The organism is Streptomyces actuosus (assembly GCF_016921115.1).
Lineage (GTDB): Bacteria > Actinomycetota > Actinomycetes > Streptomycetales > Streptomycetaceae > Streptomyces > Streptomyces actuosus_A.
Window position 1 is genome coordinate 204,894 of sequence record NZ_JAFFZS010000009.1, and the last position, 15,038, is coordinate 219,931.

General features: G+C 68.9%; 14 protein-coding genes and 1 pseudogene. 4 read left to right on the forward strand and 11 right to left on the reverse strand.

Translation table 11 applies throughout. The annotated features are described in order from the left end of the window. Positions 1 to 198: 198 nt before the first annotated feature. The 5 genes from JS756_RS14710 to JS756_RS14730 all read right to left on the reverse strand — a co-directional run bounded on the left by JS756_RS14710 (position 199) and on the right by JS756_RS14730 (position 5,095). Entirely contained in the window at positions 199 to 2,235 is a 2,037-nt protein-coding gene (locus JS756_RS14710) for a thioredoxin domain-containing protein (RefSeq protein WP_205383541.1), read from the reverse strand. 263 nt (positions 2,236 to 2,498) lie between these two features. Continuing rightward, a complete protein-coding gene (locus JS756_RS14715; protein WP_205383542.1) occupies positions 2,499 to 2,711 on the reverse strand; it encodes a DUF397 domain-containing protein in 213 nt (70 codons plus the stop codon). A 760-nt stretch (positions 2,712 to 3,471) separates the two neighbouring features. After that, the gene (locus tag JS756_RS14720; RefSeq protein WP_205383543.1) at positions 3,472 to 4,320 is read right to left on the reverse strand and encodes a helix-turn-helix domain-containing protein; all 849 of its coding nucleotides are present in this window, start codon (positions 4,318 to 4,320) and stop codon (positions 3,472 to 3,474) included. 9 nt (positions 4,321 to 4,329) lie between these two features. Next, the gene (locus JS756_RS14725; RefSeq protein ID WP_368861096.1) at positions 4,330 to 4,848 is read right to left on the reverse strand and encodes a DUF6879 family protein; all 519 of its coding nucleotides are present in this window, start codon (positions 4,846 to 4,848) and stop codon (positions 4,330 to 4,332) included. Beyond that, entirely contained in the window at positions 4,829 to 5,095 is a 267-nt protein-coding gene (locus tag JS756_RS14730) for a hypothetical protein (protein WP_205383545.1), read from the reverse strand. Before JS756_RS14730 ends, JS756_RS14725 begins: the two co-directional genes overlap by 20 nt. Before the next feature lie 216 nt (positions 5,096 to 5,311). Between JS756_RS14730 and JS756_RS14735 the strand changes: the two genes are divergently transcribed. Further along, positions 5,312 to 5,689 carry a VOC family protein gene (locus tag JS756_RS14735; protein WP_205383546.1) on the forward strand — a complete coding sequence of 126 codons (378 nt, stop codon included), beginning with the start codon at positions 5,312 to 5,314 and terminating at the stop codon, positions 5,687 to 5,689. 123 nt (positions 5,690 to 5,812) lie between these two features. Next, positions 5,813 to 7,051, forward strand: a complete 1,239-nt coding sequence (locus tag JS756_RS14740; protein ID WP_205383584.1) for an IS701 family transposase — start codon at positions 5,813 to 5,815, stop codon at positions 7,049 to 7,051. A gap of 644 nt (positions 7,052 to 7,695) precedes the next feature. On the opposite strand, the gene JS756_RS14745 is transcribed toward JS756_RS14740, so the two are convergent. The 4 genes and pseudogenes from JS756_RS14745 to mca all read right to left on the reverse strand — a co-directional run bounded on the left by JS756_RS14745 (position 7,696) and on the right by mca (position 11,677). Next, on the reverse strand, positions 7,696 to 9,354 hold the full coding sequence (locus JS756_RS14745; protein ID WP_205383547.1) for a recombinase family protein: 1,659 nt from the start codon (positions 9,352 to 9,354) through the stop codon (positions 7,696 to 7,698). Between the two features lie 50 nt (positions 9,355 to 9,404). Then, positions 9,405 to 10,211, reverse strand: a pseudogene (locus tag JS756_RS14750) (thioredoxin domain-containing protein); the annotation flags it as partial. Positions 10,212 to 10,542: 331 nt separating this feature from the next. After that, positions 10,543 to 10,803 (reverse strand): hypothetical protein, encoded by a 261-nt coding sequence (locus JS756_RS14755; RefSeq protein ID WP_205383548.1) that lies wholly within the window; start codon positions 10,801 to 10,803, stop codon positions 10,543 to 10,545. Then, positions 10,796 to 11,677: a mycothiol conjugate amidase Mca gene (gene mca, locus JS756_RS14760; RefSeq protein WP_205383549.1), complete on the reverse strand. Its 882-nt coding sequence runs from the start codon at positions 11,675 to 11,677 to the stop codon at positions 10,796 to 10,798. The genes JS756_RS14755 and mca overlap by 8 nt, the downstream gene beginning before the upstream one ends. Positions 11,678 to 11,855: 178 nt before the next feature. Between mca and JS756_RS14765 the strand changes: the two genes are divergently transcribed. Together JS756_RS14765 and greA are read left to right on the forward strand one after the other, a co-directional pair. Then, a complete protein-coding gene (locus JS756_RS14765; RefSeq protein ID WP_205383550.1) occupies positions 11,856 to 12,254 on the forward strand; it encodes a DUF4307 domain-containing protein in 399 nt (132 codons plus the stop codon). Positions 12,255 to 12,495: 241 nt separating this feature from the next. Further along, positions 12,496 to 12,996 (forward strand): transcription elongation factor GreA, encoded by a 501-nt coding sequence (gene greA / locus JS756_RS14770; RefSeq protein ID WP_205383551.1) that lies wholly within the window; start codon positions 12,496 to 12,498, stop codon positions 12,994 to 12,996. 89 nt (positions 12,997 to 13,085) lie between these two features. Here greA and JS756_RS14775 read toward each other — a convergent pair whose 3' ends face one another. Continuing rightward, positions 13,086 to 13,943: an ABC transporter permease gene (locus tag JS756_RS14775; RefSeq protein WP_205383552.1), complete on the reverse strand. Its 858-nt coding sequence runs from the start codon at positions 13,941 to 13,943 to the stop codon at positions 13,086 to 13,088. Beyond that, positions 13,940 to 14,953, reverse strand: coding sequence for an ATP-binding cassette domain-containing protein (locus JS756_RS14780; protein ID WP_205383553.1), 1,014 nt, complete (start codon positions 14,951 to 14,953; stop codon positions 13,940 to 13,942). Before JS756_RS14780 ends, JS756_RS14775 begins: the two co-directional genes overlap by 4 nt. Positions 14,954 to 15,038 lie beyond the last annotated feature (85 nt).

Genomic DNA, 15,038 nt, shown 5'->3' on the forward strand with positions numbered 1-15,038 from the left:
CCCCGGATCCCCGAAAGCCCCCAGCCGCGACGGTCGTCGCACCCGTCGCGGCAATGACGCAGAGGCTATGGTCGATCTGTGAAGGACACAGCCCGATCCGGTGAAGAGCGTGTTTCGTCACAATGAGCCGCAAGGGTGAATACATTGCGACTCGGTCGCGTTCACCACGCGCCCCGAGAACCGACTGAAGCGATCGGCTCAGGTCAGAGCCGCGCGCAGGCGATCAGGATCGGTCGTCGGGGCATCGCAGGCGAAGTTCCGGCACACATAGGCGGTAGACATTCCTCCGCTCAACGGGCGGTCGGCCAACAGCGGAAACTCGCCATCACCCGGCGTACCGAAGGCGACGACGGCTCCCGGCGCGGTGCCCAGCAGAGCCGTGCGGTGCAGGGCGCGCGCGGCCGGGTCACCGAGTGCCGGTCCCACCACGGCCACCTCGCGCGGCCCGTCGAGCAGCGCCTCGGCGACGGCGAGCCCCCAGCCGACGAACCGCGGCACCCGCGGGCCGAGCGCCTTGACGACGCCCAGGGCCCGCTCCGCGGCCGTGCGGTGCGGCTCGGAGCCGGTGTGGGCGGCGTACGCCAGCAGCGCGCCGGCCGCAGCGGTCCAGCCCGAGGGCACGGCGTTGTCCGTGGGGTCCTGCGGGCGCCGGATCAACTGCTCGGCGTCGGCGGCGGTGTCGTACAGCGCACCGGACCCGGGGTCGGTGAACCGGGTCAGGACGTGGTCCAGGAGCAGCCCGGCGAAGTCCAACCACACGCCCTCACCGGTCACGGAGGCCAGTGCGAGAAAGCCCTCGGCGACGTCCCCGTAGTCCTCCAGCACCCCCGCGTTGACCCCGGACCGGCCGTCCTTGCTGGTGCGGCTGAGCCGGGCGTGCTCGTCCAGGTGCACCCGCACGAGCAGGTCCGCGGCACCGACGGCGGCCTCGACCAGGTCGGGGCGGTCGAAGTAGGCGCCGGTCTCGGCGAGCGCGGCGACGGCGAGACCGTTCCAGGCGGCGACCACCTTGTCGTCCCGCCCCGGAGCCGGCCGCGCCCCCCGCGCCGCCAGCAGCCGGCTCCTCACGGACTCGATCCGCGCGGCCTCGAAGACACCCTCCGCCTGCGGGAGTTGCAGCACGGACGAACCGTGCTCGAACGTGCCCTCCTCGGTCACCCCGAAGTACTGCGCGGCGAGCTCGGCGTCGTCCTGCAGGACCTCCCGGAGCTGCTCCGGGGTCCACACGTAGTACGCACCCTCCACGTGCCGCCCGGTCCCGTCGTCGCTGTCGGCGTCCAGGGCGGAGGCGAACCCGCCCTCGGGTGTGCGCAGTTCACGCACCATGAAGTCCGCGGTCTCCAGCGCGACGCGCCGCGCGGACTCGGACCCGGTGGCCCGCCACAGGTGGGCGTAGACCCGGCAGAGCAGGGCGTTGTCGTACAGCATCTTCTCGAAGTGGGGTACCAAAGATCCACCCGCCCTCGGCGCGAGCACGTACCGGTGGAACCCGCCTCCCACCTGGTCGTACAGGCTCGAACGGGCCATCGCGCTGCACAGCCCTTCCGCCATCTCCAGCGCCGCCACGGAACCGGCCCGCGCGTGGTGGCGCAACAGAAACTCGATCACCATCGACGGCGGGAATTTGGTGTCTCCCCTGAACCAGCCGCTCGCGGGGTCGATGTCCCGAGTCAACTGGAGGAGCGCAAGGGCCTGGGTCTCCTCGGTGGGCATCCCGGCATCCCCGGTGCTCAGCTCCCGCCCGGCAAGGTCCCGAGTGATCTTCCCCGCGACTTCCCCCACCTCGTCCCGGCGGCTCGTCCAGGCGTTGTGCACGCCTTCGAGCACCTGGCGGAAGGACGGCATGCCATGGCGAGCCTCGGGCGGGAAGTAGGTGCCGAAGTAGAAGGGCTCCCCGTCCGGCGTCATGAACACGGACATGGGCCAGCCGCCCTGCCCGGTCGCGGCCTGCACTGCCTCCATGTATACCGCGTCCACGTCGGGACGCTCTTCACGGTCCACCTTGACGGACACAAAGTGTCCGTTCATATACGCAGCGGTGTCCTCGTCCTCGAAGGACTCGTGCGCCATGACGTGACACCAGTGGCAGGCGCTGTAGCCGACGCTCAAGAACACGGGGACATCGCGCCTCCGGGCCTCTTCGAACGCGTCCGTCTCCCACGGCCACCAGTCAACGGGGTTGTCCGCGTGCTGGAGGAGGTACGGGGACGTGGTCTGCGCGAGTCGGTTGGGCATACCCCCATCCTTGCGCACCCGCCTCCGCCCCGCCCATGCGCCACAGGGGCAGCGCACGAACGGGAGCGGAGGCGTGCCGACTCAGTGCTCGCGCGGCCGGACCGGCTGACGAGTGGCGGCACTGCGCCACCACCACAGACCCCGGCAGGCGGGCAGGGAGAGCCCGAAGAACGCCCCGCATCGCGCGCACCACGGCAACCCGTTCTCCGGATCCGTGGGGCATTCGGCATCACAGCGGGGGCACTTCGGCACGGGACCTACTCTCAGGCGATCACGTCGTACTCTCCGGCCTTCACAGCGGCCGTCAGGTCCGCCCACTGCGCGGCTGACATCGTGATGATGGTGTCCGGCCGGTCGCTGTCGCGCAACGCGACGATGCCGGGAACGTTGATCGCGACCTCAGGGCAGTTGTTCACGCGGGCGTCACGGCACACAGCCGTCTTGACGAACTCGAACTCGGGGAGTGCAGCGGACACGGGACCATTCCTCTCGCAGTACGCAGCGGGGAAACGGTCCCCGCGCCGCCTTGCTGACCGTCTCGGCCGCCTGCCCTTCTGTAACTCAGCGACCGGGACGGGGTTTGTCCTCCCACCCCTGCCGCCCCGCGCCGCCGCGATCACGGAAGGGATGGGAAACCTAGATGTGCAGCGTGAGCACCAGCCCACGAGGACCCACGCCAGGAACTCGGCGAGGGCCGGCACCAGGGCGCGCGTCCGCCTCACGTGTGCTCGCTGCGGAACGGGGATGGGGGCGGGTTGCTGCCGGGCGGGAAGTAGACCACCCCGGAGACCGGATCTTGAGCCCCGCCCCGCTCCGTCCACCAACCCTCGGGAGAGTCCCTGTACGGGCCGTCAGGGTCCTGCGTGAGATCAATGAGAGTGACCAGCTCCGGGGCCGGTAACGGGCACGCAGGACGCCTCCGGAGGCTCGCGGGCGTCACTGTCCGGCCGTCCGCCGGTACCGTTTGGCGCACTCGCTGTGCCGGTAGACCACAGCGGGCGGGCCGGACTGTCGTTCCACGGTGCCACGGCGGCAGGGCTCAAGGGCCCCGATCGGCCGGGAGCACTCCGGGCACGTCTCCCCCTGCGGGGCGAACGTCGCGTACTCGTCCCCGCGTGCGTCGGTGTCGCTGGTCGTTCTCGCCATCGTCGCTGTCCCCTCACGTGGTCCGATGCCGACCACGCTAGGGAGACCGGAACCCCAACTCCCAGGCGATTGCACGAGGTTGCACGCGAGTTACCCGAGGGCATCCATGGCCGACGTGATCAGCGCACGAGCGGGGCCCCCGTAGACCGCCAGCGCTGCCAGCTCCGCGAACGTCTCGGCGTACATGGCTACCTCGCTGGGCTGCGTGAGCGTGAGATAGCCAGAGATCAACTCAACGTTGACCTGTGCCGCGTCATAGATCCAGAACCCCTCAGCCGGCCAGCGCTCCCGATCCGGCGTCATAGGCACAACTCCCAGGCTGACATTGGGAAGTGAGGCAATCGAGATCAGGTGGCCAAGCTGCCCGGACATGACCTCAGCGCCGCCGATCCCAGCCCGCAACACCGACTCTTCAACGAGGAACGCGAACCGCCGGTCACCCTCGTACAACACCCGCTGACGCTCCATGCGGGCGGCCACCGCTTCGGCCACGTCGTCCACCAGGCCACGCCGTCGCTGGATCGCCTGCAACGCCGCTGTGGTGTACGGCTGCGTCTGGATCATGCCGGGCACGAGCCACGATGAGTAGGACCGGAAACGGCGGGTCCACTGATACAGCGGTAGGCGGGCCTCCTGAGCCTGTTTGAGCCCGGCCCGCTCCATGCGCCGCCAGCCAACCCACATGCCCTCGGCCGTCCGCAGCGAGGCAATCAGGTCCTCGGCCTGGTCCTCGGCCCCGCACGCATCGCACCATGCCCGAATGTCGTCAGCGGACGGGGGCGTGCGGGCGTTCATGATCCGGGACGACTTGGACCGGCTCCACCCACAGCGCTCGGCGAGTTCGGCCCCCGTCAGGCCAGCATCCCGGCAGATGTCCTCAAGGCGTTTCGCGAGGGCCTGCCGGGCCTGCTGGGCGCTGGAAGATGCAGAGACAGCCATGGTGCGTGATCAGCCCGGCCGGTACTCCGCGTGAGGAATCGCGCGCTCCCACGCTGCCTCGTACGCACTGACGTACTGAGCGGCCAACGCCGGGTCGTGGTGGACTTCCATGCGCGGGCCGGTCCACTGACCCTCGCCGCTGAAGTGGTGGAGGATCACGGTTTCCTCATCCATGACCCACCCGTCCAGCGCGGGGAGGAGCAGATCACGGGCGCGCGAGCGGGGCAGCCAACGCACGTCCTCTCCCGCTGCGACGTTCGTAAAGGTGCCGTCGTACTCGTACCGCACGTAGTCGCTCAGCGGCTCGGAGACGACGCGCAACCGCCGCATGACCACACCCCGGCCCGTCGTCTCGGCCACCACGTCCAGCCACGAGCGCCACCACGACTCGCGGTCGGCCGGGTCGTACCGGTGTCCTTCCTGCCAGCGGATGAACTCCGGATCATCTCGCATGTAGCTGTCTCGCATTTCCAGGTGCATCGCTGAGCGCTGCGCCTTTGCGAGGCATTCACGTACCGCTGTTGCCACCGTTGACCTCACTGTCCGGGCGGGGGATGAACTGAAGCATGTTGGCGGGCAGCCGGATCACGGTCTCGTGCTCCGGAACGTCCGTGGAGTGACCCGGCACCGATCCGACTTCCTGAGCCTGCCGGAGGGTCTCCTCGTCCGCCTTCCATGACTGGATGATCAGGTCTCCCGTCTCCTCCTCCAGCCAGATCGTGGGCGAGCCGTCGTCCGGCGTGTTGGGCCAAATCCCCAGGAACTTTAGGGCCATTGGGCACTCCTCTACCGAGTCGGTTGCACGGACGTGCACGAGCCTCACCCCTACGCGTGATCAGCGCAAGAGGGCAGGCAGAGACACAGGAAGCCCCCGACAGCCAACCCCAGCGACGGGCGGCCTCGGGAGCTTCGTGGGGCGTTCACATGGCTCATCGACCCGTTAATACTCCAGCTGTAGATCGTGATCAGGTGTCGTGAGACGCTGCCCTTCGTGATCGCGAAGCTGCAGTGTGTGGTGTGGGACTGTGCCGATGTCGTTGAGCTGTCCCGGTTCTACCAGTCCCTTCTTGGCGGCGTAGTGAACCAGCCGGATCCGCGGTGGTCGCTTGGCGACGGCTGGGCGACACTCCACACCGACGGTGGGCTTGTGCTGGCCTTCCAGCGCGTCGAAGACCATCAACCACCACGGTGGCCGGATCCCGCTCGGCCTCAGCAGTTCCACCTCGACCTGGGGGTCAAGGACCTGGAACGAGCCCAGGAAGACGTCCTCAAGCGCGGCGCCACACTGCTCGACGAGGGGGATGGGAAGCGGAGTTGGCGCATCTTTGCGGATCCGGCAGGTCACCCGTTCTGTCTCGTCCGGGACTGACAGGAGACACCGCAGGGGTGCGGCCACCGTTGATCATCGGGAGTTGTGTGGACTGACGATGAGACGGTGGCCGCGGGCCACAGCATAGATCCCGGCCGTTGGCGGGAGGCGTTCGAGGTGGCCATGGGCCGGATCGCGGGCCGGTTCGCCCGGGTCGAACCACGGCTGCGGGCCGGGCGGTTGGTGCTGGGCCTGCTGTCGGACCTGCCGAGGAAGAACTGCTGGACGATCGCGGAGTGGGCCGGGGAGGCCAGCCCGCACGGCATGCAGCATCTGCTGTGCCGGGCCGTCTGGGACGCCGACGCGGTCCGTGATGACGTGCGCGAATACGTCGTCGAGCACCTGTATGACGAGGCCGCGGTCCTGGTGGTCGACGAGACCGGCGACGTGAAGAAGGGCAGCCACACGGTCGGGGTCCAGCGCCAGTACACCGGAACGGCTGGACGGATCGAGAACTCCCAGGTCGCGGTCTACCTCGTCTACGCCGGCGAGCGCGGGCACGCGGCGGTGGACCGGGAGCTGTACATTCCGCGCTCCTGGACGTGCGACCCGGACCGCTGCCAGGCGGCAGGACTCGGCCAGGACACCGTCTTCGCGACCAAGCCGGACCTGGCCCGCACGATGATCGAACGGTTCCTGGACGCCGGACACCACGTCGGCTGGGTCACCGGGGACGAGGTCTACGGCGGCAACCCGAAACTCCGTACGGCTCTGGAAGAACGCGGCATCGGCTACGTCCTCGCGGTGGCCTGCTCGGCCGAAGTGCCCACCGGTGCAGGCAGGTTCCGTGCCGATGACCTTGCGCGGAAGGTGCCGAAGCGGGCCTGGCAGAAACTCTCGGCCGGGCCCGGCGCGAAGGGACAGCGGTTCTACGACTGGGCCGTCATCGACCTCGCCGAAACGGCACCGGGCCGCCACCAGCTGCTGATCCGCCGCAACCACAGCACCGGTGAACTCGCCTACTACCGCTGTCACTCCACCACGCCGGCATCCCTGGCCACCCTGGTCAAGGTCGCAGGTTCCAGATGGCGGGTGGAGGAGACCTTCCAAACCGAGAAGGGACTGGCCGGGCTGGACGAGCACCAGGTCCGCCGCTACCCCTCCTGGGCCCGCTGGGTCAGCCTCGCGATGCTGGCCCACGCCTTCCTCGCCGTCGTCCGCGCCGACGAACACGCCCACCGACCCACACCGGACGACCTGATCCCGCTGACCTGCAACGAGATCTGCCGCCTGTTCATCGCGCTCATCATCCGGCCCGCCCGCGACGCGGCCCACCGGCTTGCCTGGTCCGACTGGCGCCGCCGCCACCAAGCACGATCACGCACCAGTCACTACCGGCGGCAAACCGCATCCCAGACATGAAGATCACGATCTACAGCTGGAGTATTAAAGGGTGCCTTTCTCGGCTGCCCAGACACAGTCTTGCCCAGTAGCCGCAAGGGTCGAGCGTCCCAAAAACGGAGCCGCACCCAGGACGCGTTTTCCGAGCTGGGGCCGGGATCGCCGGCGGGCACGCGCGGGAACTTCCGGGCCGCTCTCCCCCACCCAGGCGGGTTCGCCGGGCACTGTGGGCAGTCGATGCCCCATGCGTCCGAGCGTTCTTCGCGGTGGGCATCGGCCGGCAGGCAATCCTCGGGGGCGTAGCCGAACCGGGGGCAGGAGCGGCAACGGGTCGGCACCCACAGGTGGTTATCTCCGCTGAGCGAGACACGGCCATCGGGCCTGGCCCTCGTCGCGGCGGCCTCCCGGTGGGGGCGCAAGGAAGCCCCGGACAGACAGCCGGGACAGCGCATGAGCGGTGACGAAGTGACGAAGTGACCCTGAATCCGGGTTACCCCTTATAGATAGTGTTTTTAGTTCTACGCATGGAATGGGACTAAACGTCATTCCGTCACTTCGTCACCACGTAGGCGCCAGCGGGGCCGTCCGCGCTGTCCCGACACGCTCACGCGGGGCCGCGACAAATGAACAAGGCCGGATCCGATGCTCGGCCTTGTGCTTCGAACTCACTTCTTGGTGATGGTGTCCTTCTTCGACAGCCAGTCGAACTCAAGCCGTTCCAAGATCGGGGTGTGATCCCCCTGCCGTGCTGCGGGCTTGACCGTGATGCCCTTCTTTCCAAGGGCGCACTTCAGGAGCATCCGCTTGTCCGCCATGTCCGCCGCTTCCCATGCCTCACGCAGGGTGTCGATCTGGGTGAGGGGCGAGAGGTCTGCCTCCGCATCCAACGCCTCAAGGGTCGCGGCGGTGCTCTCGATAACAGCGCGCTGCCCTTCGCTCAGCTCCTCGAAGCGCTCATCGTCCATCTTCCCGTACACGTAGAAGTCGTCCTCGAGCTTCTTCACACGCCGCTGGGCGGCCTCAAGGGCCTTCTGGGCCTCTTCCTTCTTCGCCTGCGTTTCGGGGTCCGCGAAGGCGAGCCACCGGCGGGCTATCTCGATGACCACCGGGTCACCCGGTTCAAGGGCCGTGATGTGGTGGATCCAAGCCTGTCCAACCGCGTGGTCGATGCGGTCGGCGAGGGTCACCACTCCCTCGCAGATCGACTTGCCCCGCGTCTGCCGGACCTCGCACCGGTAGCGTCCGCCACGGTGGCTCATCGAGCCGCCGCACGGTTCAAGCTCGCCCGTGCCCTTCTTGTCCCGCATCCGCCCGCATCGGTAGCTCCCCGTCCCCAGGTACTTCGCTTCCGGCTTCCCCTTCGCCCACCGTTCATCGGTCCGTTCGGCGATGAGGGACTTGATCTTGAACCACTCGCCCGGCGTCACAACCCCCCTACCGCACATGACGACTTCGCCCTTCTCGTTGCGCAGGGGCTCGCCGTACCCCTCCCAACTGTCCAAGGGGTTGCCGTGCTCGTCCGTCTTGCGCCGCCGGACCGGGACCATGCCCGCGAAGAGCGGGGACTGAGCCAGCTTGCTCACCGCCGTGGGCGACCAGGTGGCACCGCTCCGGGTCCGGTACCCCTCCTCATTGAGTTGGTGGGCCGTGTCCTTCGTCGTCTTCTTGTCGAGCAAGAGATCCGCCAGCCTGCGAGCTGTGCCGTACTCGTCGGGATGAGGTTCGACCTTGCCGCTTCCGGGGGCGCTGTAGAGACCGAACGGTGGCCTGCCCGTTCCTCTTCGGCCTTCCGCCTTGTGCGAGTCATGGCCGATCTTCACGCGCTTCGCTATGTCCTTCGCTTCCTCCCTGGCGCGTTCGCTCAGGATCGCGAAGACCATGCGGCCGCCCTGTGATGAGTCCAGCCCTTCGGATACGGAGACGAGCCGCGATTGCCGGCGGTCGAACTCGTCTAGCATCCGGCCCACCGCACCCATGCCGCGCCGGTCGAAGCGGTCCGTCTTCCACACACCGAGCGTCTTGGACCTGCCGTCCATGATCGCTTGTGTGGCCTTCTCGAACTCCCTGCGCCGTACGTAGGTCTTGGAAGCCGAGAGTTGTTCAAACCAGACGTGCCGGATCTGAAGCCCGTTCGCCTGCGCCCAGCGCACCACGTCTCGCAGGTGCCCCCGCAGCGTGGCCAGGTCTTCCTTCTTGTTGCTGCGTCGCAGGTAGGCATCCATGAGGTCGGACGGGTCCGCCGTCGCAGGCTTGTCCAATCCCAGGGTTTCCAGTTCCTCAGGGCTGAGCCCCAACCCGACGAGCGTCGCGTGATCCTCGCGCACCACAACCCCCTCTGTTCTCAGGGGAAATGGTACGGAAGTGATGGACCTTAGAAAGCTATTTTCTCGAAGTGGGGCACCACCCAGTCCCGGTCGACGGAGTATCGGGCGAAGCCGCCGCCGAGTTGGTCGTAGACGCCCCCGCGGGCCATGCGCTCGCAGGTGTCCGCGGCCATCTGCAGGGCGCCCTCGGAGCCGGTCCGCGCGTGATGCCGGAGAAGGAACTCCACCACCATGGACGGCGGGAACTTCGGCGCCCCGCCGAACCCACCGCGCTGCGCGTCGTACTCCCTGGTCAGCCCGAGCAGCGCCTGGGCGAGCTCCTGCTCGCTCGGGGCGTCGCCACCGTCGTAGGAGATCTCCCGCTCGGCCAGGTCCCGCGCGATCTTCCCCGCGACCTCGGCGACCTCGTCCCGCCGCTCGCCCCAGGCCTGCCGCACGCCCTCCAGCACCTGCCGGAAGGAGGGCATGCCGTGGCGCGCCTCGGGCGGGAAGTAGGTGCCGAAGTAGAACGGCTCGCCGTCCGGCGTCATGAACACGGACATGGGCCAGCCGCCCTGCCCCGTGGCGGCCTGCACGGCCTCCATGTAGACGGCGTCCACGTCGGGCCGCTCCTCACGGTCCACCTTGACGGACACGAAGTGCTCGTTGAGGTACGCGGCGGTCCCGTCGTCCTCGAAGGACTCGTGCGCCATCACATGGCACCAGTGGCAGGCGCTGTATCCCACACTGAGGAAGACGGGGACACCGCGCCGCCGGGCCTCCTCGAAGGCGGCGGGCTCCCAGGGCCACCAGTCGACGGGGTTGTCCGCGTGCTGAAGGAGGTACGGGGACGTGGCCTGCGCGAGTCGGTTGGGCATGGCCCCATCCTTGCGCACCCGCCTGCCCGCCCCGCCCCTACGCCACGGGCACACGCGAGGACGGGACACGGGGCGACTGCCGTGGCGGACCCCCCCCCCGCGCGTTCCCGGAGCGGCTGCGGGGTCCCGGGTGTCTCCGCCGGACGGTTTCCTCACCGGCCGTCCGGCGGCCGGGGCACATCGGGCGGTCGACCGGGGAACGGGGTTCTGCCGGACTGCGAGGGGGACGGCCGGGGGGTGCGGCGGCGGCCTGTGCACGGCCACGGCGCGGAGCCCGCCCGATCGGTCCGTGGGACCGGCCGGGCGGGCGGGGCGCCTATGTCCCGGCGGCTCAGCCCTTCTGCGGCCCGACCCGGCCGGAGGCATCGCCCTCCTGGCCGGCGGCCCGGGCCTCGGTGCCGGGGCTCTCCGTGAAGTCGACCTTGCCCATGTGCTTGTTCATGGACTTCATCAGGCCCCACACCGCCAGGGCCATCACCGCGAAGACGATGAAGCCGAGGACGCCGGGGGTGACCTTGTTCTCGTCGACCTCCTTGGCGAGGGGGACGAGGTGGGTCACTGCCAGGCTCACGCTTGCGCTCATGTCAGGCATTGTCGCGGATGCCCGCAAAGAGGTCGTCCTCGGGGAGGGAAGTGTCCACGAGCGACTTGGCGAGCTCGTACTCCTCCGTCGGCCAGACCTCCTTCTGGATCTCCATCGGCACGTGGAACCAGCCGCCGTCGGGGTCGATCTGGGTGGCGTGCGCGATCAGCGCCTTGTCGCGGATCTCGTAGAAGTCGGCGCAGGGGACGTGGGTGGTCAGCGTCCGCTCGGGGCGGTCGGAGTCGTCCCAGCGCTTGAGCCAGTCGCCGTAGGGGGACTCCAGACCGCGCTCCAGCAGGGCCCGGTGCAGGGCCTCGGTGCGGGGACGGTTGAAGCCCTGGTTGTAGTACAGCTTCTGCGGCTGGAACACCGGCCCGAACGCGTCCTCGGGGTACTTCTCGGTGTCCGCCGCGCCCTCGAACGCCACCATGGAGATCTTGTGGGTCATGATGTGGTCGGGGTGCGGGTAGCCGCCGTTCTCGTCGTAGGTGGTGATCACCTGCGGGCGGAAGGCGCGGATCTGGCGCACCAGCTCGCCGGCGGCCACGTCGACGTCCTCCAGTGCGAAGCAGCCCTCCGGCAGGGGCGGCAGGGGATCGCCCTCGGGCAGGCCGGAGTCGACGAAGCCGAGCCACTCCTGCTTCACGCCGAGGATCTCCCTGGCCTCGTCCATCTCCTTGCGGCGGACCTCGTGGATGTGCTCCTCGATGTAGGCGTCACCCTGGAGCTTGGGATTGAGGATGGAGCCGCGCTCCCCGCCCGTGCAGGTCACCACCAGCACGTCCACCCCCTCGGACACGTACTTCGCCATGGTGGCCGCGCCCTTGCTCGACTCGTCGTCGGGGTGGGCGTGCACGGCCATCAGTCGCAGCTGGTCAGTCAAGACTCAATCCTCATCAAGTCGGCGCCCCGGTGTCGGCTGGGGCGATCGGCGGCTTCTATAGTGACCGAATCGGGCGGCGAATAATTCCGGGCTCCCGGCCCGGGCTCCCGCCCCCGGCCCGGGTGCCCGCTTCCGGGCCTTCGCCCGCCCCTCCGAGGCCCCCGCCGAGAGGACGATCATGAGTACGGTGAGCACGCGCGTACCGGAGGGCCGCTACGGCCGCTCCTCGGACGAGCGCTCCGACCGCACGCTCAGGGTCGTCGGTGTGGTCCTGGGCGCCGCTCTGATCGCGGTGGTCGGCTGGTTCGGCTACCACTACGTCGCCGGGACCTCCATCAGCGCCCAGGTGATCGCCTTCCAGGCCTCCGACAAGGCCGTGCAGGTGCACCTGGAGGTCCGCAAGGACGCCGGGGCGAGCGGCTACTGCACGGTGCGGTCCCAGTCCGCGGACGGTGCGGAGGTGGGCCGGGCCGACTTCCGCTTCTCCGGTGCGGACACGCGGATCGACGAGGTCGTCACGCTGCGTACGACGGCCCGGGGCAGTACGGCGGAGCTGCTGGGGTGTCACCGCGACTGAGCGGGGTACGTCGCACGCAGGGGTGTCCGGCGGTCCGGTCCACGCAGTGGTCCACCGTCTCCCGGGGGCGCCGCATGGTCCGCAATACGTAACCGCTGACCTGCGGCGACGTAATTCTTAGGGCTTATGTCCTCCCCCTTCGGCCCCTGAATTGTTAGGCTCGTGGTTTCGCCCATCCGAGAGAGAACATTCTTCTGGGTAGGGCGATGCTTTGTATTCCCAGTACCGACGAGGAGCACCTGTGACCCAGACCAGCGAGAACGTCACCTGGCTGACTCAGGAGGCGTACAACAAGCTCAGGAACGAGCTTGAGTACCTTACTGGTCCTGCGCGCTCGGAGATCGCCGCCAAGATCGCGGCTGCGCGCGAGGAGGGCGACCTGCGCGAGAACGGCGGGTACCACGCCGCCAAGGAGGAGCAGGGCAAGCAGGAGCTCCGTGTGCGCCAGCTCACTCAGCTCCTGGAGAACGCCCAGGTCGGCGAGGCTCCCACGTCCACGGACGGCACGGTCGCGCCCGGCATGGTCGTGACGATCGCCTTCGACGGTGACGAGGACGACACGCTGACCTTCCTGCTCGCCTCCCGCGAGTACGCCAGTGCCGATGTCGAGACGTACTCACCGCAGTCCCCGCTGGGTGCCGGCGTGATCGGCCACAAGGTCGGCGAGGACGCGGAGTACGAGCTGCCGAACGGCAGGAAGGCCTCGGTGAAGATCCTCAGCGCCGAGCCGTACAACGGCTGACCTCCTGAGGGACCGGACAGGTCCTCGGGCCAGGACCCGACGAAGCCCCCGGCGCCCCGCGCGGCGCCGGGGGCTTCGTCATGGGCGGGTCAGCCGGTGGCGGAGCGGTACTTGCGGACCGCCAGCGTCCGGAACACCACGACGATCAGCAGGGACCACAGCACGGATGCCCATACCGCGTGCTGCATGGGCCAGGCGTCCGGCACCGGATAGCCGGGCGGCAGGTTGCCGAACAACTCGCGGCAGGCCTGCACGGTGGCGCTGAACGGGTTCCAGTCGGCGATGGTCTGGAGGAACGTGGGCATGTTCTCCGACGGCACGAACGCGTTCGAGATGAACGTCAGCGGGAACAGCCAGATCAGACCGCCGGAGGTGGCCGCCTCCGGGGTGCGCACGGACAGGCCGATGAGCGCGCCGATCCAGGAGAACGCGTAGCCGAGCAGGAGCAGCAGGCCGAATCCGGCGAGCACCTCGCCGAGGTTCTCGTGGGTGCGCCAGCCGACCAGGAGGGCCACGGCGGCCAGGACCACCAGGGTCAGGGTCGTCTGCACCAGGTCGGCGAGGGTCCGGCCGGTGAGCACCGCCCCTCGTGCCATGGGCAGCGAGCGGAACCGGTCGATGAGGCCCTTGTGCATGTCGTCGGCGATACCCGCGCCCGCTCCGGCGGTGGCGAACGTGACGGTCTGCGCGAAGATGCCCGCCATCAGGAACTCGCGGTATCCGGAGGGGCTGAGTCCCGCACCGGGGACGTTGATCGAGCCACCGAAGACGTAGCTGAACAGCACCACGAACATGATGGGCTGGACCAGCCCGAAGACGACCACTTCGGGGATCCGGGTCATGCGGATCAGGTTGCGCTTGGCGATCACCAGGGCGTCGCGGACGGACTGCACGACCGGGTTGGCGGCGGGCGGGGTGATCAGTGCGGTGTCGGGGACGGCGCTCACTTGGCGGCCTCCTCGGCGTGCTGCTCGACGGGGTCGGCGACGGTCTCCGGGCCTGCCTCCGCGCCCTCGGCCTCGGCGACGTGCCCCGTCAGGGAGAGGAAGACGTCGTCGAGGGTGGGTCGGCGCAGACCGATGTCGTCGATCTCGATGCCGCGGGAGTCGAGTTCGCGGATGACCTCGGCGAGCAGCTTGGCGCCACCCGTGACCGGCACCACGAGCTTGCGCATGTGGTCCTCGACGGTGGTCTCGCCCTTGCCGAAGCCGCTCAGCACCGCGAAGGCGGTGGGGATGTCCTCGCGTTCGTGGACGACGACCTCGACGCGCTCGCCGCCGGTGCGGGCCTTGAGCTCGTCGGAGGTGCCGCGGGCGATGACGCGGCCGTGGTCGACGACGGCGATCTCGTGCGCCAGGTGGTCGGCCTCCTCCAGGTACTGGGTGGTGAGCAGCAGCGTGGTGCCGCTGGAGACGAGCCGCTTGATGACGTCCCACAGCAGCTGCCGGTTGCGGGGGTCGAGGCCGGTCGTCGGTTCGTCCATGAACATCACGGGCGGGTGGGCGACGAGTGCCGCCGCGAGGTCCAGGCGGCGCCGCATGCCGCCGGAGTAGGTCTTGGCCGGGCGGTCGGCGGCGTCGGCGAGGTCGAACTGCTCCAGCAGGCCGGCGGCCCGGGCCTTCGCGTCCCTGGCCCGCATCTGGTAGAGCCGGCCGACCATCTGGAGGTTCTCCCGGCCGGTCAGGTACTCGTCGACCGCGGCGAACTGGCCGGACAGGCCGATCGAGCGCCGCACCTCGTTGGGCTGCTTGAGGACGTCCAGGCCGGCGACGACGGCCCGGCCCCGGTCGGGGCGCAGCAAGGTGGTGAGGCAGCGGACCGTGGTGGTCTTGCCCGCGCCGTTCGGCCCGAGGAGGCCCAGGACGGTGCCCTCGGGCACGTCGAGGTCGACGCCGTCCAGAGCTTTGACGTCGCCGAAGGTCTTGACCAGGCCTTCGGCGTAGATGGCGCCTGGCATGTGTGTCTCCACGTCGTCGGAGGGTGCTTCGGAAAGCCTAGATTTGAGTGGATAGGTCCGCCCGGCGGGCGGCCGACCCGATGGT